The following is a 22,264-nucleotide window of genomic DNA, read 5'->3' as shown; positions in this document are numbered from 1 at the left end:
CATGGCACACATCCATTTGCGACATGCACACCCGCTCGACGATGCCAAAGCGCGCAAGGCGATCGACGAGATCGCGAAAAAGCTTTCGGAGAAACTCGGCGTGGTGACCCAGTGGGAAGGCAACGCACTGAACTTCCAACGGACTGGCGTGCAAGGCAAGATCACCATGCACCCGGGTGAATTGGAGATCGATGCCAAGCTCGGCATGTTGTTTTCGGCCATGAAAGGCACGGTCGAAAGCGAGCTGAAACGCATACTCAAAGATAAATTCTGAGTGCAGGTGACAGCGCCGCGGTTTGCCGCTAAAATGGCCGGCTCGGGCGGTTAGCTCAGCGGTAGAGCATTGCCTTCACACGGCAAGGGTCACAGGTTCGATCCCTGTACCGCCCACCAAAAGAAACCGGCATTTTGCCGGTTTTTTTGTGCCTCAATGTCTAGACTTGAGTTTTCCGGTTGAGAGGACAGGCCATGAAACTGAATGACGAAGACCGTAAAGCAGCGATCGCGGCACTGAACAAGATCCTGGAAATCGAATTGGCGGGCGTCGTCCGCTATACGCATTACTCGCTCATGATTTACGGCTACGGCCGCATCCCGATTGTCTCGTGGATGAAAGGCAACGCCGAGGAAGGCTTGGTGCACGCCCATCGTGCCGGCGAAATGGTGACCCTGCTGGGTGGCCACCCCTCACTCAAGATCGGGCAGCTGTTGGAGTCGGAGCGCCACGACATCGGCGACATCTTGCGCGAGAGTCTGGAGCATGAGCACGCCTCCCTGGCCGCCTACTACGACTTGTTGAAATTGGTCGAAGGCAAATCAGTGTTGCTTGAAGAATATGCACGCGAGTTGATCGTGCATGAAGAGCAGCACATGGATGAAGTGAACAAGATGCTGCGCAAGCCGGGCGAGATTGCCCCTTTCCACGACTGAGTCGCGATTACCAGTCCGTTCTTTGCGGCAGTAGGCTGCGCAACTCCGCGTCCGTCAAGTTGCGCCATTGCCCAGGCTTCAAGTGACCCAGCTTGACGGTGCCGATGCGCATGCGCACCAATTGCTTCACCCGATATCGGAAATGCGCTGCCATCAGTCGGATTTGCCGGTTCAGGCCTTGCACCAAGATGATTTTGAAACCGACTGCGCCAAGCTTGCTGGTTTTGCAGGGCAGCGTCATTTGCCCGTGGACGGGCACACCCTTGGCCATGGCACGCAGGAACTCTTCAGTCACGGTCTTGTTGGTGCCCACCCAGTATTCTTTTTCCAGCTTGTTTTCGGCGCGAAGAATTTCGTTGACGATGTCGCCGTTGCTCGTGAGCAGGATCAAGCCTTCCGAATCCTTGTCCAAGCGGCCGATCGGAAAAATGCGTTGGTCGTGATCAACGAAATCCACGATGTTGCCTTTCACGGATTCATCGGTGGTGCACGTGACCCCCACCGGTTTGTTCAGCGCGATATAGACATGCTTACGCTGCCCCTTGGCGGCGGCGCGCGGACGGATTTTTTCACCGTCCAGGCGAATGTCATCCCCTTCGGCTACCTCATCGCCCACACGCGCACGCGTGCCGTTGACCGTGAGGCGGCCGGCACTGATCAACCGGTCGGCCTCGCGGCGCGAACAATAGCCGGTATCACTGATGTATTTGCTAAGACGCATGAAAATCCCGCGGTAACCAAACGATGCGGCCTGAAAGCCATTCAGGCTAGACTGCCAACATTCCCCCGCAAAATCGCACCATGCACGGAAAAGCAGACGAACTCCTGACGCCCGCATTATCGCAGGCTTTGCAAGCGGCCATGGCACAAGTCAACCAAGTGGTCCTTGGCAAGGCTTTGGAGGTCAGGCTCGCGTTCACGGCATTGCTGGCAGACGGCCATTTGCTGATCGAAGACCTGCCGGGCCTTGGCAAGACCACCCTCGCCCACGCCTTGGCGTCGAGTTTGGGTCTCGGGTTCCAACGGGTGCAGTTCACTTCGGATCTTTTGCCCGCGGATGTCGTAGGCGTCTCGATCTTTGACACCCACGCCAACGGCTTCGAATTCCACAAAGGCCCGGTGTTCACAAACGTCTTGTTGGCGGACGAAGTCAATCGCGCGCCGCCACGTACGCAGAGTGCCTTACTGGAAGCCATGGCGGAGTACCAAGTGACCGTGGACGGTGCGACCCATGCGCTGCCTACGCCGTTCTTTGTCATTGCCACGCAGAATCCGGTGGATCTGGTCGGCACGTATCCGCTACCGGATTCGCAACTGGATCGTTTCCTGATGCGGATCTCCATGGGCTATCCGGGCGAACAAGCGGAACGTGAATTGTTGGCCGGCATCGATCGGCGCACCTTGCTGCAATCGGCGCAAGCGATTTTGACGCCGGCCATGCTGACTGACTTGCGCGCCGCGGTGAACAAAGTGCACGTGAGCGAAGCCTTGGTCACATACGTTCAAAGCTTGTTGGCACGCAGTCGCAACCACCCCTGTGTGCGCGTGGGTCTGTCACCGCGTGCCGGCATCGCCCTGCTGCGTGCCGCGCGTGCCCATGCTCTGCTACTTGGGCGCGACCATGCAAGGCCGGAAGATATCCAACAATTGTTTGTGCATGTGGCCGGCCATCGATTGATGTCCAATGCCGACGCAAAAGAAGCGCGCAGCGTTGCCCATTCGGTGATGCTCGCCGTACCTGTGGACTGACAGTGTTCAAGCGTTCCGGCAAACCCCTGTGGCTGAAGCTTGAGAGATTTGTCCGTCGTCAACGCGTCGATACCCTGCCCGTACATATCGATCGTCGCCGAGTCTACGTGTTGCCCACCCGCTTCGGACTGTTTTTCGGTGCCGTCGTATTCGTCATGGCCGGCGGCGCCTTGAACTACAACAACAATCCTGCATTGCTGTTGGCGCTGATGTTGGGAACCGCCGGTCTTGCGGGATTGTTGACCGGTCACTTGCAGCTCTCCGGCCTGGTCATGCGTGGCATTCATGCCGACGCCGTGCATGCGGGCGACGATGCGGTCTTGCGCGTTTCGTTCCAAGCGCTGGATGCCCGTCCGCGCACCGGCGTGATGATCGGCATTGATGGGCAAAGCGCGATGTTGATGATGCGGGCATCGTCTGAAAGCGTGGTCGAACTGCGATTGCCGATGGTGCATCGCGGCTGGCATGAGATCGACAAGGTCAGTGTGTGGACCACACGACCGATGGGGTTGGCACATACCTGGTCTTGGCTGTATCCGGTGTACGGGTGGATTGTCTATCCGGCACTTGAGCACAACGGCCCGCCCCTGCCCGAAGCCAGCGCCGATGCGTCGCGCATGCGCGCCGCGCAAGGTGGCGATGATGTTCATCAATTGCGCGCCTACCGCCACGGTGATGCGCTGCGCGCCATCGCATGGAAGGCGTCTGCCAAGACCGGCGCCTTGTTGGCGCGCGAGTACGAACAAGCAGTTCAAGCCGATATCTTGTTGGCGTGGTCGCAAGTGCGGCAATTACCGCACGAGCAGGCCATATCGAGACTGGCGCATTGGGTGGCGCTGGCGGACAGACAAGGACGTCGATTTGCATTGCAGTTGCCGGGAATGCGGGCCATTGAGGCAAACACGGGCCTTGCCCATCGGCACGCTTGCATGGAAGCGTTGGCGAGACTCCCGGGTGTTCGCGCATGAATCTGGATGAGAAGACACGCCCCTATGTGATGCTGGCACTCGGTCTTTGCATGCTGCCTTTGCTGCTGCAATTGGAAATCCCGGTGGCACTCACAGTGACCGGCACTGCGCTCCTGACGACGATTGCCAGTTGGCGCAATCCGCTCCCCGGCGTTCTCAAGATCTTGCTGCTGGTGATCGTGGTGACTGCCGTCTTCATGGTCTATCGCGGCTTCGGAAGAGATACCGGCTGTGCCTTGCTCGCTGCCATGCTCGCAATCAAACCGTCCGAGACCCAGACCGTTCGCGATGGCCGGAGTTTGGTTGGCTTCGGCACGTTTGCGCCGTTTTCAACGTACCTGCTCAATCAAAGCCCGACTGCATTGATTTTGGGGGCCATCGCGGTCGTCGTGGCGATTCTTGTGTTGATGCGCCTCGCCGATTTGGAAAACCAGGTCGACTCAGCCGATTGGTCACCCAGAGAGCCGCTGCGCGCGACCGGTAAATTGCTGTTGACCGGTTTGCCGTTGGCGATGGCCGCGTTCTGGTTGTTTCCGCGCTTGCCTACCCCGTTGTGGGGTTTGCCGGAAAAGTCAGTCTCCAAGGTCGGCTTAGGCGACACGATGAAGCCCGGCGAATGGAGCGAGTTGCTATTGGATGACACCCCGGCCATGCGCGTGCGTTTTCAAGGCACGCCGCCGTCTTCGCAAGACCTGTATTGGCGTGGCACGGTGTTTTGGGATTTCGACGGTGTGGAGTGGAAGCCCGATAGCGCGGCGGCGATTGACACCGGCGGACGCAGTTTGATCAAGACGACGGCGTCACGTTGGCACTACACGGCCGATGTGGAACCGACCGACCGCAAGATTTTGCCGTTGCTCGAATACAGCACCGCAGTGCCCGAAGGCGTGCGCATGAACGTCGACGGTGCTCTGCGAACCGAAACCAACATGAGCAACCTGACGCGCTGGCAGGTGGAGGCGGCACCCGCAGCACTCGACCCGACTCCCCTGTCACGGGTGATCCGGCAACGTGCGCTGCGTTTGCCGAACGACTTGAACGGCCGGACGCGCGCATTGGGCCGTCAGTGGCGCAGTGAATTCGGCAGCAACGATGAAGGCATTGTGCAAAGGGCACTCGATACCTTCCACAGGGACTTCACCTATTCGTTGACTGTGCCGCAGCCGGGCCTGCATTGGATCGATGATTTCATGTTCCAGAACAAGGTCGGGTTTTGTGAGCACTACAGCACCGCATTCGTGGTGCTGATGCGCGCAGCCGGAATTCCGGCAAGGGTTGTTACGGGCTACGCCGGTGGTTTTTACAACAAGACCGGCGACTATTGGCTGATCCGCAATTCGGACGCGCACGCATGGTCGGAAGTTTGGTTGAACGGCCGCGGCTGGACGCGCGTCGACCCGACTGCCGCCGTGGCAGCCGCCAACATTTACGACACGCTCGAAGAACGCGCGCCTGGTCGAATCGGCCAGTTCGACGGATTCCAGCGTTTGTGGGAGGTCAGCGACAGTTTGCGCCGCGGGTGGAACGACTTCATTTTGGGCTTCGACGCGAAACGCCAAGCCGGCATGTTCAAGCGCTTCGGCATCAACAAGATGGATAGCAGCACGTTGATTGCACTATTCGTCATCGCGGTCGTCATCGCCATGGCGTGGATGGTGCTGTTATTGCGACGCGGTGAACGCGTGGCCGATCCGCTATTGCGTGCATGGCACGGCTTGAGCAAACGCTATGCGAAGCATGGCCTGGCGCGCGAAGCATACGAACCTGTGCATGCATGGTTGGATCGCATCACGCGGGCGCGACCGGAAAATGCGGCGGCGATGCAGGCGTTGGCCGAACGCTTCAGCGCAATGCGTTATGCGGCCGTATCCCGTGAAAAAACCGCACAGCTCATCAGAGACATCAAACGATTCAGGCCGTGAATCCGGCGCCCCTTGCGCCAAAATGCCCTAAGGGCGCACCCGCCAGCAAATGCAGATGGATTTGGAACACGGTTTGTCCGCCGTCGCCGTTGCAGTTCATGACGATGCGATAGCCGTTTTCGGCAAAGCCTTCCCGCTTCGCATAGGTCGCCGCCGCTGTCGCCAACCGCCCGATGATTTCCGGCGAATCGGCCGGCACATCGTTCAACGTGGCGAAGTCTTGCTTGGGCACGAACAACACATGCACCGGCGCTTGTGGCGCGATGTCGCGAAAGGCGAAGACGTGTTCGTCCTCGAACACAATCTCGGAAGGAATTTCGCGGTTCTTGATCTTGTGAAAAATGGTGTCGCTCATAACGCCCTCAGCTCATTTCGATGCGGCTACCGAAGGCATGCGCCAAGGTGCCACGATCCACATACTCAAGCTCGCCGCCCAACGGCACGCCATGCGCCAGACGACTCGGTTTGACCGACTTGCTGCGCGCCAACTGCGCAAGAAAATGCGCTGTGGCTTCACCTTCCACCGTCGGGTTGGTGGCAATGATCATTTCCGTGATCTCACCTTCGGCCAAGCGCGCGGCCAATTGATCCAAACCCAACTCCGCCGGCCCGATACCGTCGAGCGGACTCAGTCGGCCCTGCAAAATGAAGTACAAGCCCCGAAAGCCCGTGGCTTGTTCCAAGGCCATCCGGTCGGCAGGCGATTCCAAGACGCACAGCAAGTGCGCATCGCGCGAGGCACTGGTGCAAATGGCACAGACCTCGGTTTCACTGAAGTCGCGGCAGCGCGTGCAATGACCGATCTTTTCCACCGATTCGGCCAATACCGAGGCCAGCCGCGTCGCGCCATCGCGCTCGCGTTCCAGCACGTGATACGCCATACGTTGCGCCGTCTTCTGTCCTACGCCGGGAAGAATACGGAGGGCGTCAATCAGTTGTTCGAGCAGCGGTGATGACATCGAATCAGAACGGCAGCTTCATACCAGTCGGCAGACCCATGCCTTGCGTTGCCGCACTCATGCGTTCTTGCGCCGCGGCGTTGGCCTTGTTCACAGCGTCATTCATCGCTGCAGCCAACAGGTCTTCCAGCATTTCGACGTCTGACACCGTGGTGGGATCGATACGCACCTTGCGGCATTCCATACGACCCGTCAGCGTGACTTCCACCATGCCGCCACCTGCTTGGCCCACGACCTCGACATTGCCGAGTTCGTTTTGTGCCCGCTGCATGCTTTCTTGCATGGCCTGTGCCTGTTGCATCAATTGCGCGATATTGCCTCGCATGTTTTGCTCCTAATCGTTATAGGGTTGAATGGAATCCGGCACGATTTGCCCGCCTTCGGCCAGCAACGTCTGCACGAACGGATCCTCACGGAAAGATTGTTCCGCGGCGCTCATCCGGTCGTTTTGCACTTTCTCGTCTTGCGCGCGCACGGTGTCGGCCTTGATTTCATCTTGCAGCTCAACGGAAATCACCGGCACATAGCCGAGGATCGGCGTGAGCTTTTCTTCCAGCGCGCGCAGGGTGTTCGGACGCGCGGTATGCCCCAGGTTCTTCGGCAAGCCGAGCACGATCTGTGCACCCTTCTGCGACAGCAACGCGGCATTGATGGCACATTGCCCGATCAGCCCGCTGAGCTTTGCATTGCGCACCAGCGCGACCCAATCGTCGTGGTGCATCGGCACGATGTTTGAAGGCGTCGAGGCCGGCTTGGCGGGAATCGGCGGTTGCGCAGGTGCGGGCGCAGCGGCAACCGGCGAAGGCGCAGCCTGCGGAACCGGCGCATCTCGCTCCACGCGAGCGGGCGCAGCGGCAGGTGTTGCCGGCTTCAGCGAAGGCACTGGCGGCGCATGCGTTTCATTTCCCGCGGCAACGGCCTGCTGCGGCATCGGACGGAACGCCAACATGCGCAGCATCGACATCTCGAATCCCGTCCGCGCGGTCGGCGCGTGGTCGAGATCGCGTTTTCCGTTCAACGCGATTTGATACCAAAGCTGGACCAACTCCGGCGACACCGCCTCGGCGAAACCTTGCAGGTTTTCGGTGCTTTCGTCAGCCAAGGCTTCCGGCACCAGTTGCTTGATTTGGATCTTGTGCAAGGCTTTCGCCATCGCATCGAGCACCGCGCGCCAATCCGGCGAGAAATCCGCCAGTGCGGCGATCTCCTGCATCAATTCGGGTCCGCTTTGATTGACCAAGGCATTCAACAGCGCCTCCACACGGGTGCGGTCGACGGTGCCCAGCATCTTCGCCACCGCCGCTTCATCCACCTTGCCACCGGTGTAGGCGATGGCTTGATCCAGCAACGACAAACCATCGCGCAACGACCCGTCAGCCGCATCACTCAATTGCGCGACCGCTTCGACGTCGAACTCGATGTTTTCCGCCTGCAGAATGCGGGTGATCTGACCTTCGATTTGGTCGAGCTCCAAGCGCTTCAAATTGAATTGCAAACAACGCGACAGCACCGTGATCGGCAGTTTTTGCGGATCCGTTGTGGCAAGCAAAAATTTGACGTGACCCGGTGGCTCTTCGAGGGTCTTCAGCAAGGCGTTGAAGGCATTCTTCGTGAGCATGTGCACTTCGTCGATCAGATAGACCTTCACGCGACCGCGGGAGGGCATGTACTGTGCGTTGTCGATCAGCTCGCGCACATCGTCTACGCCGGTATTGCTGGCGGCGTCGATTTCCAGCAGATCAATGTAACGACCCGCATCGATGTCTTTACAGGTCGAACACTCGCCGCAGGGTTCGGCGGAAGTCCCGTTCTCGCAGTTGAGCGATTTGGCGAAGATCCGCGCAATCGTGGTTTTGCCGACGCCGCGGGTGCCGGTGAACAGGAAAGCGTGATGCACGCGCCCCGTTTCCAAGGCATTGGTCAATGCACGAACCACGTGCTCTTGGCCGACCAGTTCACTGAAACGACGCGGGCGCCATTTGCGCGCAAGTACGAGATAGCTCATACGGCCATTTTGACATGCCGGAGATGTCTGATTGCGAAGATGACCACAAGCTGCCACGTTGCAGTCATCCCGCATTGGAACCGGTCGAATGAATTCATTGAAACTCAGCCTCGCGACACTTGGCACCTGTGTCACCCTTGTCGCCTGCAGCCCGCCAGGCGCCAGCGCGGCCGCCGGTGGCGCGCCCTCTGAAGCATTGAATGCGGCCAAGTCCGAACCGGTTTCGGCGCCGCCGGAATCAACCTATACCGCCACGTCCCGCCTGCCCGGCTTGCATGCCAAGGCCTTGGGCACGCTGCCGGCGCCCGCAAAACCATCGAAGTTTGCGCAGGATGACTTTTGCAGCTACATCGCCCAAAAACCTGAAACGGCTGCCGGCAAAGATGCGGCCGCAAAAGGCTGGACAGTCAGCAGCGAAGTCACGGAAGGCGGCTTCACTGCTGTCGGCATTTTCAGCCAAGGCGAACAAGGGACGAGTGGCACCTGTATGGTCCGCGACGGCAACATCGCCATCTATCGCGGCACGCAGTTGCTCGGCATTGTCTATGGCGATACCCCGAAAGAAGGGGAAATGGGTGACGTGGGCGGCGTCATGAGAACGCCCACACCGGGCCGCCTGAGGATCGGTGACTTCACCCCGGCAAATTATGTCAGCGGCGACATTGTGCTGGCTGAAAACGGCTTTGAGGTTGCCCCGCTGGCAACATCGGAGAAATACTGCGGCCTGGACATCCCGAGCCTGTATGGCAAGGAGGTCCCGAAAGCGCGTGCCCTACTCGCCAAAACCGGCTGGAAGCCCAAGGCCCCGCGTGAAGAAGGCGACGAGAGCTACCCCGGCCACCTGACCGGTGAACCCGAAATCGCCGATTGCAGTGGCACCGGCTACGGATTCTGCAGTGGCGGCTATGCCCACCCCTCGGGCGCCCTGATGTCGTTCACCACGGCCGGCGACGGCCCCGCCACCATCGTGAGCTACAACGTGATCTGCCCGGGCAAAAAATGATTCATTGCCCCGGACCGCACTTCTCCGTAAAATAGCCGGTTCGCAAGAGAGCACCCTTGCGCAAGATCCGGAGAGGTGTCCGAGTGGTTGAAGGAGCACGCCTGGAAAGTGTGTAAGCGTCTAAACCGCGCTTCGGGGGTTCGAATCCCCCTCTCTCCGCCAGTAAGTGAAAGCGCCCCCAACGGGGCGTTTTTGCTTTCAACCCCTTCTCCACAAAGTGGAGAAGGTGGCGCGCAGCGCCGGATGAGGCGCCTTTCCGCCCCAATCGCACCCCCTGAGACACCCACCCCGCAATCTCCCCCCATCGCGGCCCAGTAACCGCACCCAGGGGAAACACGTGAGCATCAAGGTGAGGCACTGCAATTTGAAAGTCGAGTGCCACAAAAAATGGGACGACTTGGAAATCATTCGCACAGAAATGTACGTGCGATATTGCGGCGAGTGCCAGAGCGCGGTTTTCTTCTGCGCGACACCTGCGCAGATGGAGCAGCATGTCCGGCTCAAGCATTGTGTGGCGTTGGAAAGTGAGTCGATGCGACCGGTGCGGCCTCTTCCTCTCCCGTCAACGGCTTCGCTCGCTCACTTCACCGCAGACAAAAGCACCTAGGGAAGCTTCTTCGTTCTGCGGCAAAGACCATCGCAACATCGTCAATTCATGGAAGGCGTTGATCGACTCGCCGCCAACCGTCTTGCCATTGACATCGAACAGTTCGAAGCCTGAGGTCGCCACCTTTTCCGCGTCTTCGCCCTTGCACTGCCAAAGGTTTCTCACCACTGCCGTGCGAAAGGTCTTGCCGTCCTCGGTGCGTTGATCGGTGGGCCACTCGTATTTGGCGGTTGATTCCCAATGCGGAGGCGATTGGCCGGCTACATAATCGCTCAGGCCCAAGTAGGTGTGGCGTTTGATCGAGTGCGCGTCGTATTGAATGACGCCGCCATCCGGCAGCACCGCCACGACGATCCAGGATTGCGCAAGCGCTGTACCTGAGACCGCCAGCAAGGCCACAGCCAGCGAACCACCGCGCAACTTCATTCGCGAAACGCAGCCGGACAGTTGTCGAATCGAATTGCGGAGCCGGATTTTCATGAGCACACCCCCTTGTGCGAATGGCCTGCAATCAGGCCCGATGCCCACTATACGTGTCGCTCAGCGGAGATGTAGGCCTCAGCGCGAAGCGTAGGTCAGCCGCCGCCAAAACGCCTCCACCGGCCCATGCTCAAATCTTATCAACCACAGATGTGACACGAGCACCTGCACCGAGAACAAGGCCAACGCCCAAGCATACGTTTGCCCCATCGACAGCGTGCCCATCCACCCCAGACCGAATCCGAAAAACACCACACCATTGACCACCGACTGCATCAAGTAGTTCGTGAGCGGCATGCGACCGGGGGCAACCAGTACTCCGAGAACCCGCTTCGCCGTCGGCCAAAGCAACAGAAACGCCGACGCATATGCCAGCGCAAATGGAACCGTCCCGATCATCGAGGTCCAATCGCTTTGATTGACGCCTTTGCGCGAGGCATAAAAGGCGGTGGCCGGCACGCCGATCAACGCGCCCAATGCCAATACCCGCTTCAAGAAGGCGCGATCCGTCAGCAAACCATCGGGGATTTTTCGCCCGCACCACAGGCCGAGAATCATGATTCCCAGCACCTTTGGAATTCTCCAGCTGTCCAGCCGCAGTCCGAGCGAATAGACGGTGCCAGACAACGTCCACTTCGGATACTCGGCAAGGTTCGTGGATTGCAACCACGCCACTTCCCCACCGAACTGAGGGCCGCCCTGGGATTCGAGCCATTTCAAGGACCCGTCCAACAGGTAATCTGCGGGTGCCCAGCCCATCGCCGCAAATACCGCCTTGCCAAGGAAGGGCACGACGAATATCAACAGAAATGCCGCTACCAGCAAGGTACGGTCGGCGCGTTCCGCAAACCACGGCAAAGTGAAACCAAGCACCGCATAAAGCAGCAAGATATCGCCATCCCAAATCAGCAAGGTGTGCACGATGCCGATCAGCATCAACACCGCCATGCGTCGAAAATAGGTGCGCTTCCACGCATGCCCGTCGCGTTGCAGCCGCAGCATGATTAACACGCAGCCTGCGCCGAAAAGCAGCGAAAACAGGGTGTAAAACTTGCCATCGATCAGGAAGCGCTCGATGCCGCGCATGACACGGAGTTCGCTCGCATCATGGAAACGCGCCGTCTCCTTGGGCGACATCATCATCCAGCCCGCCCAATATTGGATGTTCGCCATCAGAATGCCGAAAAGGGCGAACCCCCGCAGCGCGTCGAGCACCTCGAGGCGCTCTGCGACGCGAACACCGCGAAGCGTTCGCGGCAAGGCATTAGCACTTCCAGTCTTTGTACCCACTGCGGCATCGATCTGGTTCATGGCTCGGTTGCGCCCGTGAAACGCCAAACTACATTATGTGACCTTTATCACATTTAAGGAATGGACGCCAACCCCTAGGCCTTGGCATCGACCGGGCTGGTCAGGCGTTCATACGTCTGCGGGGATTTGGGCAACAATGCCTGCATGTCAAGCAGCGAAGGTGATGCGATGTGCTACTCGGCACAGATCGAGCAAAGTTATAAGGACTACGTCCGCAAATTCGGTGCTGATATCAGCATCGATGAGTTCGCCAAAGTGTTTTGGAGCGACCGAAGCGCCAAAACACCCAAGGCGATGCGACAGGCGTTCTTGAATTCCAGCGAGCCATGGGCAAATGAAATTATTCAAGGCATCGAAGCACTAAACAAGGAACAGTCTGCGAAATTCGAGCAAGAGTTGTTTGCACAGAAAACGCGCCTGAATAAAGCCGTGGTGTCCTTGAAAACGAAAGAAACCAAGAAGGCGCTTGAGGACAAGCGCATTGCAAGCAACAAAATCAAAGCGGCGGAAAGCCGCTTGAAAGACTTGAAGCGGTCGAAATTGGAACCCAAAGATTCACGCGTCTTTCCCGGCATCTTCAGCACAGTGGTTGCCGCAGAAAACGGGAAGCGATTCGTCGCACCGATGCGCTATGGATGCCGACTTGCGGGAAAGCCGGCCTCATACGACCAACGTTACCCCGGAACCTACAACGCTCGCCGGGACAGCCTGGAAGGATTCTGGCGGCAACAATTCGGCTACACGCACGCGCTGATCATCGCCGACAAATTCTATGAAAACGTGGAGATTGACTGCAAAAACGTCGTGCTTGAATTCGAACCGAGAGATGGCGAGCCGATGTTGATTGCGTGTCTTTGGTCGCGTTGGACAGACCCGAAGGGGATAGAACCCGACTTACTTTCTTTTGCCGCGATTACGGACGAGCCCGAGCCCGAAGTCGCTGCCGCCGGCCACGACAGGACGATTATCAATATCAAGCCCGAGCACGTTGACGCGTGGCTAAATCCTGACCCGGCGAATCTTGAGGCTCTTTACGCGATCTTTGATGACAAACGGCATCCGTACTATGAGCATCGGATTGCGGCTTGATGAGAACTTGTGAGGTAGTTGTGTGGTCATGCGAAGTTTCGATTCTCGAAAGAAGCGCGCCTATATCAGGACGTGGATGACCGAACCTCCAAGATATTGACCCTCTTGGTCGCACGCAACCACTTTGAAAGAATTTCCGACACCTTCTCCACGTCCGCTTCAATGGCGCACTCCCAAACAACGGCAACGGACCAACCTCCCTCAACCAAAGCCAATGCACTTTGTTCGTCCCTCGTGCGATTTCCGTCCAGTTTCTCTTGCCAGAACTCAACACGCGACTTCGGCAATCTGAATCCAGCGCAATTCTCATGTGCGTGCCAAAAGCAACCGTGGACAAAAATTACGGCATTCCATTTGGTGAGAACCAAATCAGGCCGCCCAGGCAATCCTTTGCGGTGTAATGAATATCGGAAACCGATTGCCCACAATGAGCGACGGAGAAGCAACTCCGGTTTCGTATCCCGCCCACGAATCTGTGCCATCACATGTGATCGCTTTTCGCGTGAAAAAATATCCACAATTCGATCACTCAATTAAGGATGAGCGTGCCGCCTTCCTCGGACTTGGAATTCCACTTCGAAAGCGGATCGATCTTGCGATTCGAGGAATATGCTTCCATGACACGGTCTATATCAACATAAAGACAACGGATCTCTCCGAAATCGGTTGCCTCAGAACTGGTTTCACGAGCAATGAACTTCAAATACTCAAATCGACCTTCCGTGCCGGAAGCCGAAGGAAATAAGAAACAAGTGTCGACACGACTTCCGACAACGATGTGGCTCATCGCCATCCGGTAGCACACCTGTTTCAAAGCATCGCCCAACGCGGGAACGGAAAATGCGCCTTCAGCCGCATAGTACTTGGCGTCGACAATTACAAAGGTTGAATTCCTTCTCACCACGATGTCAGGCAACATCCCCGAGGCTACGACGTTAGCTCCGCTACGCGCAATGTACGTGGGCAATGGCAAACGCCGGTTCCAGCCCTGCTCCACCCCTTTAGTAGTTTCGCGAAGCATCACCTCCCAAACAGTGTGAAAATCCCGAACTCCGATAGTCAAGGCGCCATCACGTTCTGACCCCGTTTGCGTCAAATAGGCGCAAAGCAACCGCACTAGAGCAAGGTCACGACTTGCAAACATGTCCTTGGAAAGACTTTTTAACCTCTTGACCAATGCCTCCTTTCTCTGGCCAAGCAAATCCAAGCGTCTGATTGACTTGTCAACCGTGTTAGACGGTGGAATCCACCAGATATGATTTTTTTGAACTTCTCGAATCACCGCCGCATGAATAATGCTCAACGGATTCTCTGTGTCGGTGTCGAGCAACCGGGTGCGTATTTCATCAAAATGAGGGATTCCATCCGCTTGGAAATTGGGAGCAACGCGATTGGAGGTCGCTTTCCAGTCAGCTTTTCCCACATTCCTTGAATTGCGAGTGACCGAGTCCCTGAAGATTCCCCAGCGCTTGTAATCCTTAAGCAACTCCATGATCGTATGAGCGAGAGAAACTGAACCATCAATCTCCAGGGCAGTACCGGCACGTTCATTCCTAGAACCGAATTTTGCCAACACCCGCATGAGGCACCTGGCTTTCTCGAACCGCTGATCTTCCGGACAATTCAGGCCGGCTTTCAAAGGGAGAAACACAGTTGTATTGCCAAATTCATCTTGAATCAATCCGGAAAACTGAACCGTTCTGGCACCAGCGGGTATCGCGCCAAGACGCCTCAGACGATCAACAAGTTCCGGAGATTGCCTCTCAACTTCCGAAACTAAAACTCGGTCATTGAGAATTGCGTGCCTCATCCTTGACGTGTCCACTGAGAAGCAATCGTCAGAAAACCCTCTGAGAAATATGTCCCGCGATCATGTGCCTCTGCCTGAAGATGGGCATACGTCCTGAGATTCCCTGAAAATAGTGCACTCCTATCTTCGCCTCTCAGCAAGTCATCCCACAAGTAAAGCAGCAATTTGTCAGGAATTCGGCCATCTGCGAGATCCGTTTCGGATGCAAAATACTGACCTATGAGTCGGTCTTCCTCCGTCGCAAACTCAGAAACCAAGTAGTCGTTCAGAGCACCCAGAAAATCCCGCCAAGACATTTGAAGTGTCGGATCCAACCACACGAAGACATCAGAAGCGCGTGACACGTCCAAACGCTGGTAGATCGCCTTCCAACGCCGCCTAAACGCCATATCGATCGACTTTACGCCTTGGTCGGCGGAATTCATTGTCGCAATAAGTGACAAATTCGAAGGAATGTAGATTGTGGCTTGGGAAGCATTTTTTTTCTCGCCTTCCGATCCATAAACATATATCGAAAGCTCTTCATTCTCTGGATGAACTTCATAACAGCTTGCGCCGAACTCATCACGGTCCAACAGTTGAAACACCTCACCGAACGCCGCTGCCGCATTCGCTCGATTCAGCTCCTCGATAATTAGTACCACATGCTCTGAAGGATTGGCGACCGCTGCTTTCAATGCCCGCGAAAAAGGGCCTGGCGCAAATCCGTAGCTGACGGATGCACCATCCAACTTCGGTCGTATTGCACCAATAAAATCACCCTGCATAGTGTCCCCATGGAAGACCGTCCTGAATACCAGTTCGCTCTTGCCTGCGGTCCGCAGCAAAGCGTCATCGTTCGCCGCCTTGCTTTTACCTGTTCCTGGCGCCCCATACAAAAGGATATTTTCACCCTTCATTGCTGGTGTTGGGGCCCTATTCGTCGCAACCTTGTATGGAACAGATGAATTGTTATGCGTAGCTTCGCCAAATGCTTCCAGCGTCAACTTCAATGAAGTTCGTCCCAAGTCCAGGCGATTCTCATCGAAATCCCTCTCAGACATTTTTCTTGCCGCGCTTACCAACCTCGAAAGCACGGTGAAAAACGCCTTCGTCTGGGTGCTTGCAAGCGTCTTGACAGCGTCAGAACGGAACAGAGTCTTTGAGGCTTCACGCCATCTAGTTTCGTTGTATTGTTCGCCTGCTTCCAAAAAACGATCATTTTTATCGAGCAGATCCTCCAACGCCAGAATCAAATCCGAAACGGAGAGAGTAAATCTATTTCCTGTCGAATTGACAATATCTACAACACTTCGAGTTTCAGGAACAGAAAGTCCCATTTTTGATTCGTATGATGTCGCCAGCTCAAGAAAACCAATTGTCACTTCCCACCCCTTGTCAAATGACGAAAGAAAGTTACTTCAATTCCACGCTATTGCTTCAATAAAATCCTGATCATTTGCTTGGCGATGGCTTGAATCACTGGAACACTGACGGAGTTTCCAAATTGCTTGTAGGTCTGATTATCAGAACAGACCAACTCAAATTCTTCCGGAAACCCTTGAATACGCGCGCACTCGCGCGGTGTCAATTTACGCGGCAGGCGCCCGATATCCGACTGATCTATGAGGATCTCGCTTCCATCTTTGTAATACCTTGCGCTAATCGTGTTGCAATATTCACTCTTGTTGGAGAAGAGACTGAAACCGAACCCATTGCCCTTCAACAAGTGTTCTTGTTTTCGCCTCTCGTGTCCGGAGAACAATTTCTGAGAAAGTGTGTACTTTTCGTCAACCGTTGAATTTTCCTCGAGTACCTCACCCAGAAACTTCTTCGGCTCTCTCTTGATTGATGTCGTGAAGGCATCTCTGTCAAAATCAGGGAATCGTTTGCGATCGAATCCAACGAGGTAGATGCGAATCCGATTCTGCGGCACTCCGAAATCCCTAGCGTTCAAAACCAAGGGGACGACTTCATAGTCCAATTTTCTTGAAAGACTCTTCCGTGCTGCGATGGACATTGGGACGTCATCAGGTATGTCAGCGCTAGAGCGACCCTCAAGGACGTCCAAGATCGTCTTCAAAGTTCTGCCTTTGTCGTGCCCCTGCAACTGTCTCACGTTCTCCAGCAAGAATGCGGCGGGCCGCTTCTCAGCAAGAATCCTCTGAATTTCGAAAAACATGGTTCCGCGGGTGTCCGAAAAACCTTGCCTCAGACCTGCTTGCGAGAAGGCCTGACACGGAAAACCGGCTAACAAGACATCATGATCAGGAACATCAGCGGCGGCGATTGCGGTGATGTCACCCGACGGAATCTCGCCAAAATTGGCCGCATAGGTCTTCTGAGCGAACTTGTCCCATTCAGATGTAAAAACGCACTGTCCCCCCAGCTTCTGAAAAGGCAGGCGAATTCCACCAATTCCGGCAAACAAGTCAACAAATCGGAATTTATGTTCTTTCCGCTTGTCCCTGAAAGGTTGCGCCTTGCTGGCTGCAAGCAAAGCCTCAGCGCTCTCGCGGGATGGGAACCTCTCACCACGCTCCCATGCTCGAACGACGCGCCCATCTGAAACACCGACTTTTCGTGCCAACTCGCTCTGCGAGACTCCGACTAAGCCCCTGAGTTCGACAACTTCTTTATTCCGCATATTACCGGTGACTCCGAAGACAATGCACGAGCCTACCAGGCGGGAGTCGCCGGGTCAAATAGAGGATCAGTCTTTCTCGCACATTCGAGCAACAAATCTATTTTCCCATCGTCTCACTACGCGAGATCAGAGCCAATTCAAGAAATCTTCGCGATGACGACAGCGCACGATCCTCATATAAAGAAGAGTTGGTAGATTTGAATTGGGGAGGCCTGCAGGCGTGAATACCGCGACAAAGCGTTTTGAATGGGAGTTCTTGACGAACGATGCCAGGGAGGATGAAGGACTGGCTCACGCGGGCATTGAGACGTTTCGAGGCATGCAGTTTTCAAGTCTCGCGCGAGAATGTGCCCAAAACAGCTTGGACGCCGCCTTCCGTCAAGAAAATCTGCCGGACGAGCCAGTGGAGCTTCGGATTCGATTGGAACACATAGAAACCAAGTCCGTGCCGGGCGTCGCCTCACTCAAGAAATCGATCGTGGCTTGCCTGGATAGAGCCAAATCCAAAAACCTAAAAAAGGAACTGACATTCTTCGATTACGCATACCGGCTGCTTGAGTCGCAGACGATTCCGGTTCTATTAATCGAAGATTACGGAACGACTGGACTCGGCGATGCTTCAGAAGGCGGCGCATTCCATGCTTTGGTTAAGTCATCAGGTGTCAGCAAGAAGTCCCACGATGACGCTGGGGGTTCTTTCGGAATTGGGAAAAATGCGGTGTTTGCAAATTCCTCCCTCCGCACCGCCTTCTACGCTTCCCTAAGCACAAAGAACGGGACTAAGCATGAGCTTTTTCAAGGAAAGAGTATTCTCGTTTCGCACATGGCGGACGCCAAGCCAAAACGGGCAACAGGCTTTTACGGTGAGGAACAATTCGCACCAATCTTGACACACTCCGACTTGCCCAAATGGCTGCGCCGTGAAAAAGTCGGAACCACGATCGCTTGTTTGGGGTTCAAAGAAGCAAAAGACTGGCAATGGCAAATGATTGCCTCCATCACAACCAGTTTTTTCGCGGCGATACATCGTGAAGCAATTCGGTTTTCAGTATCTTGGGGACCGAATGAGTCGGTACGTATAGACAAGTCATCCCTTGCAGACTTATTCGCATCCCCTCAAGTGCAAGCCGCCGCGGACGACAATGGCTTCCTCGAAGACCTTCAATACGGCGCATCGATGTTTGCCGCACTTCAATCTGGCCAGACGGAACTGCATACCCGGACCTTTCCCACGATCGGAGAAATCGAACTCAGAATCCTCCAAGAAGAAGGGTTGCCGCGAAAGGTCGGAATCCTCAGAAACGGAATGGTGATCGCAGACAATTTGAAGTCCTTCGGTCAGTCTTTTTCCAGATTCTCCATGTGTCGGGACTTCATTTGTGTAGTGGAACCCGCAAGCAAACAAGCCAGCTCTGTGATCAGAGAGATGGAAAGCCCGCGTCACGATGAAATCTCGGTGGAGAGAATCGATGATCCGGCGCGCCAAAAAAAGATCCGATCAGAGATGAAAACCTTGGCATCGTGGATACGAGACACGATCAAGTCATCTACGACATCCCAATCCGAGACAATAATTTCATTGGATGAGCTCAATGAATTCTTTGCCGCACCGGGGGATCCGGAGAAGACAAAAGATGACGGCGATGCCGAACGCAACCCTGTGGAGATTGTAGTCCGAGGACCTGATCAGACAAATCCTCCCAAAACCGGCCGAGGTACTGATGGCGACAGCGGATCAGCGGGCGGTAAGCGGAAAAACGACCAGAGTGGCGGCACCACTTCGGGCGAAAGGAAAGGACAGGGCAAGGGATCAATCGGAGGACGTGGTGGCCGCGCAATTCCCTATTCGAGTGCGAGAACTGCATTGGCGGAGGCCGGAACGGACAGAACGCGTTTTATCGCATTTACTCCGGACAGAGACGGTTTAGCCGCGTTGGAAATTTATTCTCCGGGGGTATCAGGAGAAGAACCTTTGTCATTGGCGAAGTTCGGCGGCATCGAATGCATAAAGGCTCCGAAGCTCAAATTGAAGAAAGGAGTCAGGTTTTCGGTTGAAGTGGAGTTTGACCGACCTTACACCGGACCGATCAGCTTCGACTTGATTGCGGTAACGGAGATCTGAGATGCGATTGAAGAGGAATGTTCTATTCGCACATCCGGTGCTTTCTTCTGAGAATGACGACTTCCATGGCGGCAGCTTCGATTTTCGCGTCACCAAGGTAACTGAATGCGGCAACGGCGACGTCCTTATTCAAGGTGACTTTGAGGTAAGAGAAGAAACCACGAAGGTCGCACTTTCTTCCGGGGCACTCAAAGTGGTTCTGTTGTTGCAATGCTTGAACACTTATTTCGACGGAGCGTTCCCGGTTGGAGGGTCGCCGTTCGAAATTCGAATCCCCGACGGAAAACTCCTTGGCTTGGTCACACTTCGGGCTGTCATCGCGGCTCAGGCAAAGTCGTTCACCATCGAATCCAAAGCGGTTAGCGCGGAATTTCCTTCACGTTCGCTGTCGATAGCGAAGGCTGATGTTGTCGGACTTTCCGGTGAATACAAGTTCTATGTCGGACTCAAGACTCTCGCACCCTTGGAGTCCATCTTTCGCCTGGTGGAAAACGAATTCGCACCGGTTGACGCGTTCGACCTTGAACTCGACTCGGAATGCATCGGCATACATGTGCGCAAGCCGCTATTCGACTTTTTTGCAATCACCCGTGGAACTGCCAAGAGAGACGTATTGCTTTCGTCACTCTACTTGCCGGCACTTATCGGCGTTCTGGTTGAGATGAAGGACGGAGCCTACGCGGATCGGCGCTGGCATAGCGCGCTCATCGAACGCTTGAACGCGCTTGGCTTGACCCCGCAGGAGAACCCCTTGATCGCCGCACAAAAGCTGCTCGGTATGCCAATGGGTGCCTTGCAACAAGTATTCGCCAAGGAGTGAACATGCAGAACCTGCTTTATGTCAGCCAATCTGTCGCGGACGACCTCAAAGAATCCATAGGGATGAATATTGAAAGGTATCGATCCGGAAGCTTTCATGATTTGGAAGCCACTGGAGAATGGCGATACACGTTGCCGGTTCAAGCAAACCTTGCGGCGCTCTCGCAATTGGATCCATCCGGCTCTCCGGAAAGCGAGATTACTAATTCCATGATTGTCGGACAGGCATTTGCATCTTTGACGCCGGTATTGGCTCGAGAAGCACGGCTGTGGACACGGTTGACGCATACCGATGGCCTCGAGTTCGCGCGCAAGCGCTGGCTCAAGGCCGGTCAGAGCGATTTACAGGTTGAGCGATCTGTCTCTAAACATTTCTTCGCCAATGGCTTGACGGCATGCCGTGACGACCATGCAATCTCTCGATTGTGGTGGAATCATTACATCGCAAAAGGTGCCCTTCCAGAAGATCCGGAGCGCGCGCTCCGAATGATCTTGTCTCGATCGGACATAAGAAGCAGCTTGGTCGAACGACCTGCGCTCGGAGCTCGAATGCCTGTCACGCGCGCGATCATTCGGACTCTCGAGATAAATCAGGGACTTCGCCGCAATGAGAATCTGTTTCGCGAGTTCATGAAACGCCTAAACTTGTATGGTGCAGGCTTGGTCCTCGAGATGTTTGACGAAGAAGAAATGGACTTCTTCTTAAGTTCGTTAGTGCCAAAATAGTGTCCCCGGGTTGGAAAAGAGGAACAGCGTCTCGAACGTATTCATTATAACCGGCGCAACACCCCCGTTTCCGGATCCCTAAACTTCAACTGTCGAGCAACCAATTGCAAAGGATTCGAATAATCCCCGTCGCTCGATTCGCGAACGTCGGGGTAAATCGAATCCCCCATAATCCCCACCCCCAACCCCGCCATCTGCACCCGCAACTGATGCTTCCGTCCCGTCACCGGCATCAGTTTGTAAAGCCATAAATTCTCGCCACGCTCAATCACATCAATCACTGTCTCACTGTTCGGCTCTCCGAGCACTTCCTGCATTCGGAAGAAAGGCTCCCCCGGCACAATCCGTGTCCGATGGACAAACGGAAACTCACGCCCCTTTAAAGGCGGCGCAATGGCCTCGTAGGTCTTCTCAATCCTGCGTTCACGAAACAAAGCTTGATAGGCGGCACGCGTGTCTGGATTCGCCGAAAACATCACCAATCCGGCCGTCTCCCTGTCGATTCGATGCAAAGGCACCAAATCGGGATTTCCCAATCTCTCAATCAAGCGCGTCAGCAAGGTCTCGCGCACAAATCGCCCTGACGGCATGACTGGCAAGAAATGCGGCTTGTATGCAACGACCAAATGCGCATCCTGGTAGACGATGGATTCGGTGAAAGGAATCACCGGCTCCGATGCCACTTCGCGGAAGTAGCGCACTTCCAAACCGACGCGATACGGGGTTTCCGGCGTCAAGTTATTGCCGTTTGCGTCGGTCACCAAGCCCCGTGCAAATCGAGAGCGCCATGTCTCTTCCGAAATCCTCGGAAATCGTGCGCACAATCCTTCAATGAGCGTGGCCCAAGGACCGACGGGCAATTGTAGCCGGCTCGGTGGCACGGGAACCCCCGATCAAGGCTTGGCTTTGAATCCCAGCCAACTCAAGGCACCCGCAACCACGAGACCGAGAATCGACAACGCATTCGGCATTGCCCAACCACCCACGTCAATCGGCAGACCGACAACCAACCGACACACATGGAATAGTGCCAGGAGCGCAAAAATCGTTCCAACAAGCTTTGCATAGGCAGACTGTTTCACGAAGCGAATCCTCTTCAACTCAATCTTCAATACACATCGTATACCTTCAATGGCGA

The 22,264-nt window shown here is 55.6% G+C and carries 23 protein-coding genes and 2 tRNA genes; 12 read left to right on the top strand and 13 right to left on the bottom strand.

Going from position 1 to position 22,264, the window contains the following annotated elements:
* Position 1 precedes the first annotated feature (1 nt).
* From H8L67_RS04955 to H8L67_RS04945, 3 genes are all read left to right on the top strand, one after another.
* The gene (locus tag H8L67_RS04955; RefSeq protein WP_220380629.1) at positions 2–274 is read left to right on the top strand and encodes a polyhydroxyalkanoic acid system family protein; all 273 of its coding nucleotides are present in this window, start codon (positions 2–4) and stop codon (positions 272–274) included.
* 44 nt (positions 275–318) lie between these two features.
* A tRNA-Val gene (locus H8L67_RS04950) sits at positions 319–393 on the top strand.
* 75 nt (positions 394–468) lie between these two features.
* Positions 469–930 (top strand): ferritin-like domain-containing protein, encoded by a 462-nt coding sequence (locus tag H8L67_RS04945; protein ID WP_255556050.1) that lies wholly within the window; start codon positions 469–471, stop codon positions 928–930.
* A gap of 7 nt (positions 931–937) precedes the next feature.
* Here the strand turns inward: H8L67_RS04945 and H8L67_RS04940 are convergent, their stop codons facing one another.
* Positions 938–1,651, bottom strand: coding sequence for a pseudouridine synthase (locus H8L67_RS04940; RefSeq protein WP_220380628.1), 714 nt, complete (start codon positions 1,649–1,651; stop codon positions 938–940).
* A gap of 80 nt (positions 1,652–1,731) precedes the next feature.
* Here H8L67_RS04940 and H8L67_RS04935 point away from each other — a divergent pair, with 80 nt between their 5' ends.
* The 3 genes from H8L67_RS04935 to H8L67_RS04925 are packed head-to-tail and all read left to right on the top strand — an operon-like array spanning position 1,732 to position 5,569.
* Positions 1,732–2,679, top strand: a complete 948-nt coding sequence (locus tag H8L67_RS04935; protein WP_220380627.1) for an AAA family ATPase — start codon at positions 1,732–1,734, stop codon at positions 2,677–2,679.
* A 2-nt stretch (positions 2,680–2,681) separates the two neighbouring features.
* Positions 2,682–3,647, top strand: coding sequence for a DUF58 domain-containing protein (locus H8L67_RS04930; RefSeq protein ID WP_220380626.1), 966 nt, complete (start codon positions 2,682–2,684; stop codon positions 3,645–3,647).
* Positions 3,644–5,569, top strand: a complete 1,926-nt coding sequence (locus tag H8L67_RS04925; protein ID WP_255556048.1) for a transglutaminase TgpA family protein — start codon at positions 3,644–3,646, stop codon at positions 5,567–5,569. The genes H8L67_RS04930 and H8L67_RS04925 overlap by 4 nt, the downstream gene beginning before the upstream one ends.
* Here the strand turns inward: H8L67_RS04925 and H8L67_RS04920 are convergent.
* Genes H8L67_RS04920 through dnaX form a run of 4 tightly spaced genes read right to left on the bottom strand, consistent with a single transcriptional unit; the run spans position 5,559 to position 8,533 of the window.
* Complete coding sequence (locus H8L67_RS04920) at positions 5,559–5,924, bottom strand: histidine triad nucleotide-binding protein (protein WP_220380625.1); 366 nt, start codon at positions 5,922–5,924, stop codon at positions 5,559–5,561. The genes H8L67_RS04925 and H8L67_RS04920 overlap by 11 nt on opposite strands.
* A gap of 7 nt (positions 5,925–5,931) precedes the next feature.
* A complete protein-coding gene (recR, locus tag H8L67_RS04915; RefSeq protein WP_220380624.1) occupies positions 5,932–6,528 on the bottom strand; it encodes a recombination mediator RecR in 597 nt (198 codons plus the stop codon).
* 4 nt (positions 6,529–6,532) lie between these two features.
* Entirely contained in the window at positions 6,533–6,853 is a 321-nt protein-coding gene (locus H8L67_RS04910; RefSeq protein ID WP_220380623.1) for a YbaB/EbfC family nucleoid-associated protein, read from the bottom strand.
* A 9-nt stretch (positions 6,854–6,862) separates the two neighbouring features.
* On the bottom strand, positions 6,863–8,533 hold the full coding sequence (gene dnaX, locus H8L67_RS04905; RefSeq protein WP_220380622.1) for a DNA polymerase III subunit gamma/tau: 1,671 nt from the start codon (positions 8,531–8,533) through the stop codon (positions 6,863–6,865).
* Between the two features lie 88 nt (positions 8,534–8,621).
* On the opposite strand from dnaX, the gene H8L67_RS04900 reads away from it, so the two are divergent.
* Positions 8,622–9,536, top strand: coding sequence for a hypothetical protein (locus tag H8L67_RS04900; protein WP_220380621.1), 915 nt, complete (start codon positions 8,622–8,624; stop codon positions 9,534–9,536).
* Between the two features lie 69 nt (positions 9,537–9,605).
* Positions 9,606–9,698 (top strand) — tRNA-Ser (locus H8L67_RS04895).
* Positions 9,699–10,098: 400 nt separating this feature from the next.
* On the opposite strand, the gene H8L67_RS04890 is transcribed toward H8L67_RS04895, so the two are convergent.
* A complete protein-coding gene (locus H8L67_RS04890) occupies positions 10,099–10,623 on the bottom strand; it encodes a hypothetical protein (RefSeq protein WP_220380620.1) in 525 nt (174 codons plus the stop codon).
* A 78-nt stretch (positions 10,624–10,701) separates the two neighbouring features.
* Positions 10,702–11,934, bottom strand: coding sequence for a DUF418 domain-containing protein (locus H8L67_RS04885; RefSeq protein WP_220380619.1), 1,233 nt, complete (start codon positions 11,932–11,934; stop codon positions 10,702–10,704).
* A gap of 168 nt (positions 11,935–12,102) precedes the next feature.
* Here H8L67_RS04885 and H8L67_RS04880 point away from each other — a divergent pair, with 168 nt between their 5' ends.
* Positions 12,103–13,023: an SOS response-associated peptidase family protein gene (locus H8L67_RS04880; RefSeq protein ID WP_220380746.1), complete on the top strand. Its 921-nt coding sequence runs from the start codon at positions 12,103–12,105 to the stop codon at positions 13,021–13,023.
* A 65-nt stretch (positions 13,024–13,088) separates the two neighbouring features.
* Here the strand turns inward: H8L67_RS04880 and H8L67_RS04875 are convergent, their stop codons facing one another.
* From H8L67_RS04875 to dcm, 4 genes are read right to left on the bottom strand one after another with little or no spacing between them, the layout of a single operon-like run.
* Positions 13,089–13,541 carry a very short patch repair endonuclease gene (locus tag H8L67_RS04875; RefSeq protein ID WP_255556068.1) on the bottom strand — a complete coding sequence of 151 codons (453 nt, stop codon included), beginning with the start codon at positions 13,539–13,541 and terminating at the stop codon, positions 13,089–13,091.
* Between the two features lie 11 nt (positions 13,542–13,552).
* Positions 13,553–14,833: an LlaJI family restriction endonuclease gene (locus H8L67_RS04870; RefSeq protein WP_220380618.1), complete on the bottom strand. Its 1,281-nt coding sequence runs from the start codon at positions 14,831–14,833 to the stop codon at positions 13,553–13,555.
* Positions 14,830–16,197, bottom strand: a complete 1,368-nt coding sequence (locus tag H8L67_RS04865) for an AAA family ATPase (protein WP_220380617.1) — start codon at positions 16,195–16,197, stop codon at positions 14,830–14,832. Before H8L67_RS04865 ends, H8L67_RS04870 begins: the two co-directional genes overlap by 4 nt.
* Before the next feature lie 47 nt (positions 16,198–16,244).
* Positions 16,245–17,459, bottom strand: a complete 1,215-nt coding sequence (dcm, locus tag H8L67_RS04860; protein ID WP_220380616.1) for a DNA (cytosine-5-)-methyltransferase — start codon at positions 17,457–17,459, stop codon at positions 16,245–16,247.
* A 220-nt stretch (positions 17,460–17,679) separates the two neighbouring features.
* Between dcm and H8L67_RS04855 the strand changes: the two genes are divergently transcribed.
* From H8L67_RS04855 to H8L67_RS04845, 3 genes are read left to right on the top strand one after another with little or no spacing between them, the layout of a single operon-like run.
* Positions 17,680–19,581, top strand: coding sequence for a hypothetical protein (locus H8L67_RS04855; RefSeq protein WP_220380615.1), 1,902 nt, complete (start codon positions 17,680–17,682; stop codon positions 19,579–19,581).
* Between the two features lies 1 nt (position 19,582).
* Complete coding sequence (locus tag H8L67_RS04850; protein ID WP_220380614.1) at positions 19,583–20,401, top strand: hypothetical protein; 819 nt, start codon at positions 19,583–19,585, stop codon at positions 20,399–20,401.
* A gap of 2 nt (positions 20,402–20,403) precedes the next feature.
* On the top strand, positions 20,404–21,126 hold the full coding sequence (locus H8L67_RS04845; RefSeq protein WP_220380613.1) for a DUF6339 family protein: 723 nt from the start codon (positions 20,404–20,406) through the stop codon (positions 21,124–21,126).
* 44 nt (positions 21,127–21,170) lie between these two features.
* Here H8L67_RS04845 and H8L67_RS04840 read toward each other — a convergent pair whose 3' ends face one another.
* Positions 21,171–22,007, bottom strand: coding sequence for a pseudouridine synthase (locus tag H8L67_RS04840; RefSeq protein ID WP_220380612.1), 837 nt, complete (start codon positions 22,005–22,007; stop codon positions 21,171–21,173).
* Positions 22,008–22,019: 12 nt separating this feature from the next.
* Entirely contained in the window at positions 22,020–22,208 is a 189-nt protein-coding gene (locus H8L67_RS04835) for a hypothetical protein (RefSeq protein ID WP_220380611.1), read from the bottom strand.
* Positions 22,209–22,264: the final 56 nt, after the last annotated feature.

Source organism: Lysobacter soyae (assembly GCF_019551435.1).
In the GTDB taxonomy this organism is placed as follows: domain Bacteria; phylum Pseudomonadota; class Gammaproteobacteria; order Xanthomonadales; family Xanthomonadaceae; genus Solilutibacter; species Solilutibacter soyae.
Note: the sequence above shows the minus strand (reverse complement) of the source record. Positions and strands in the feature narration are given on the sequence as shown.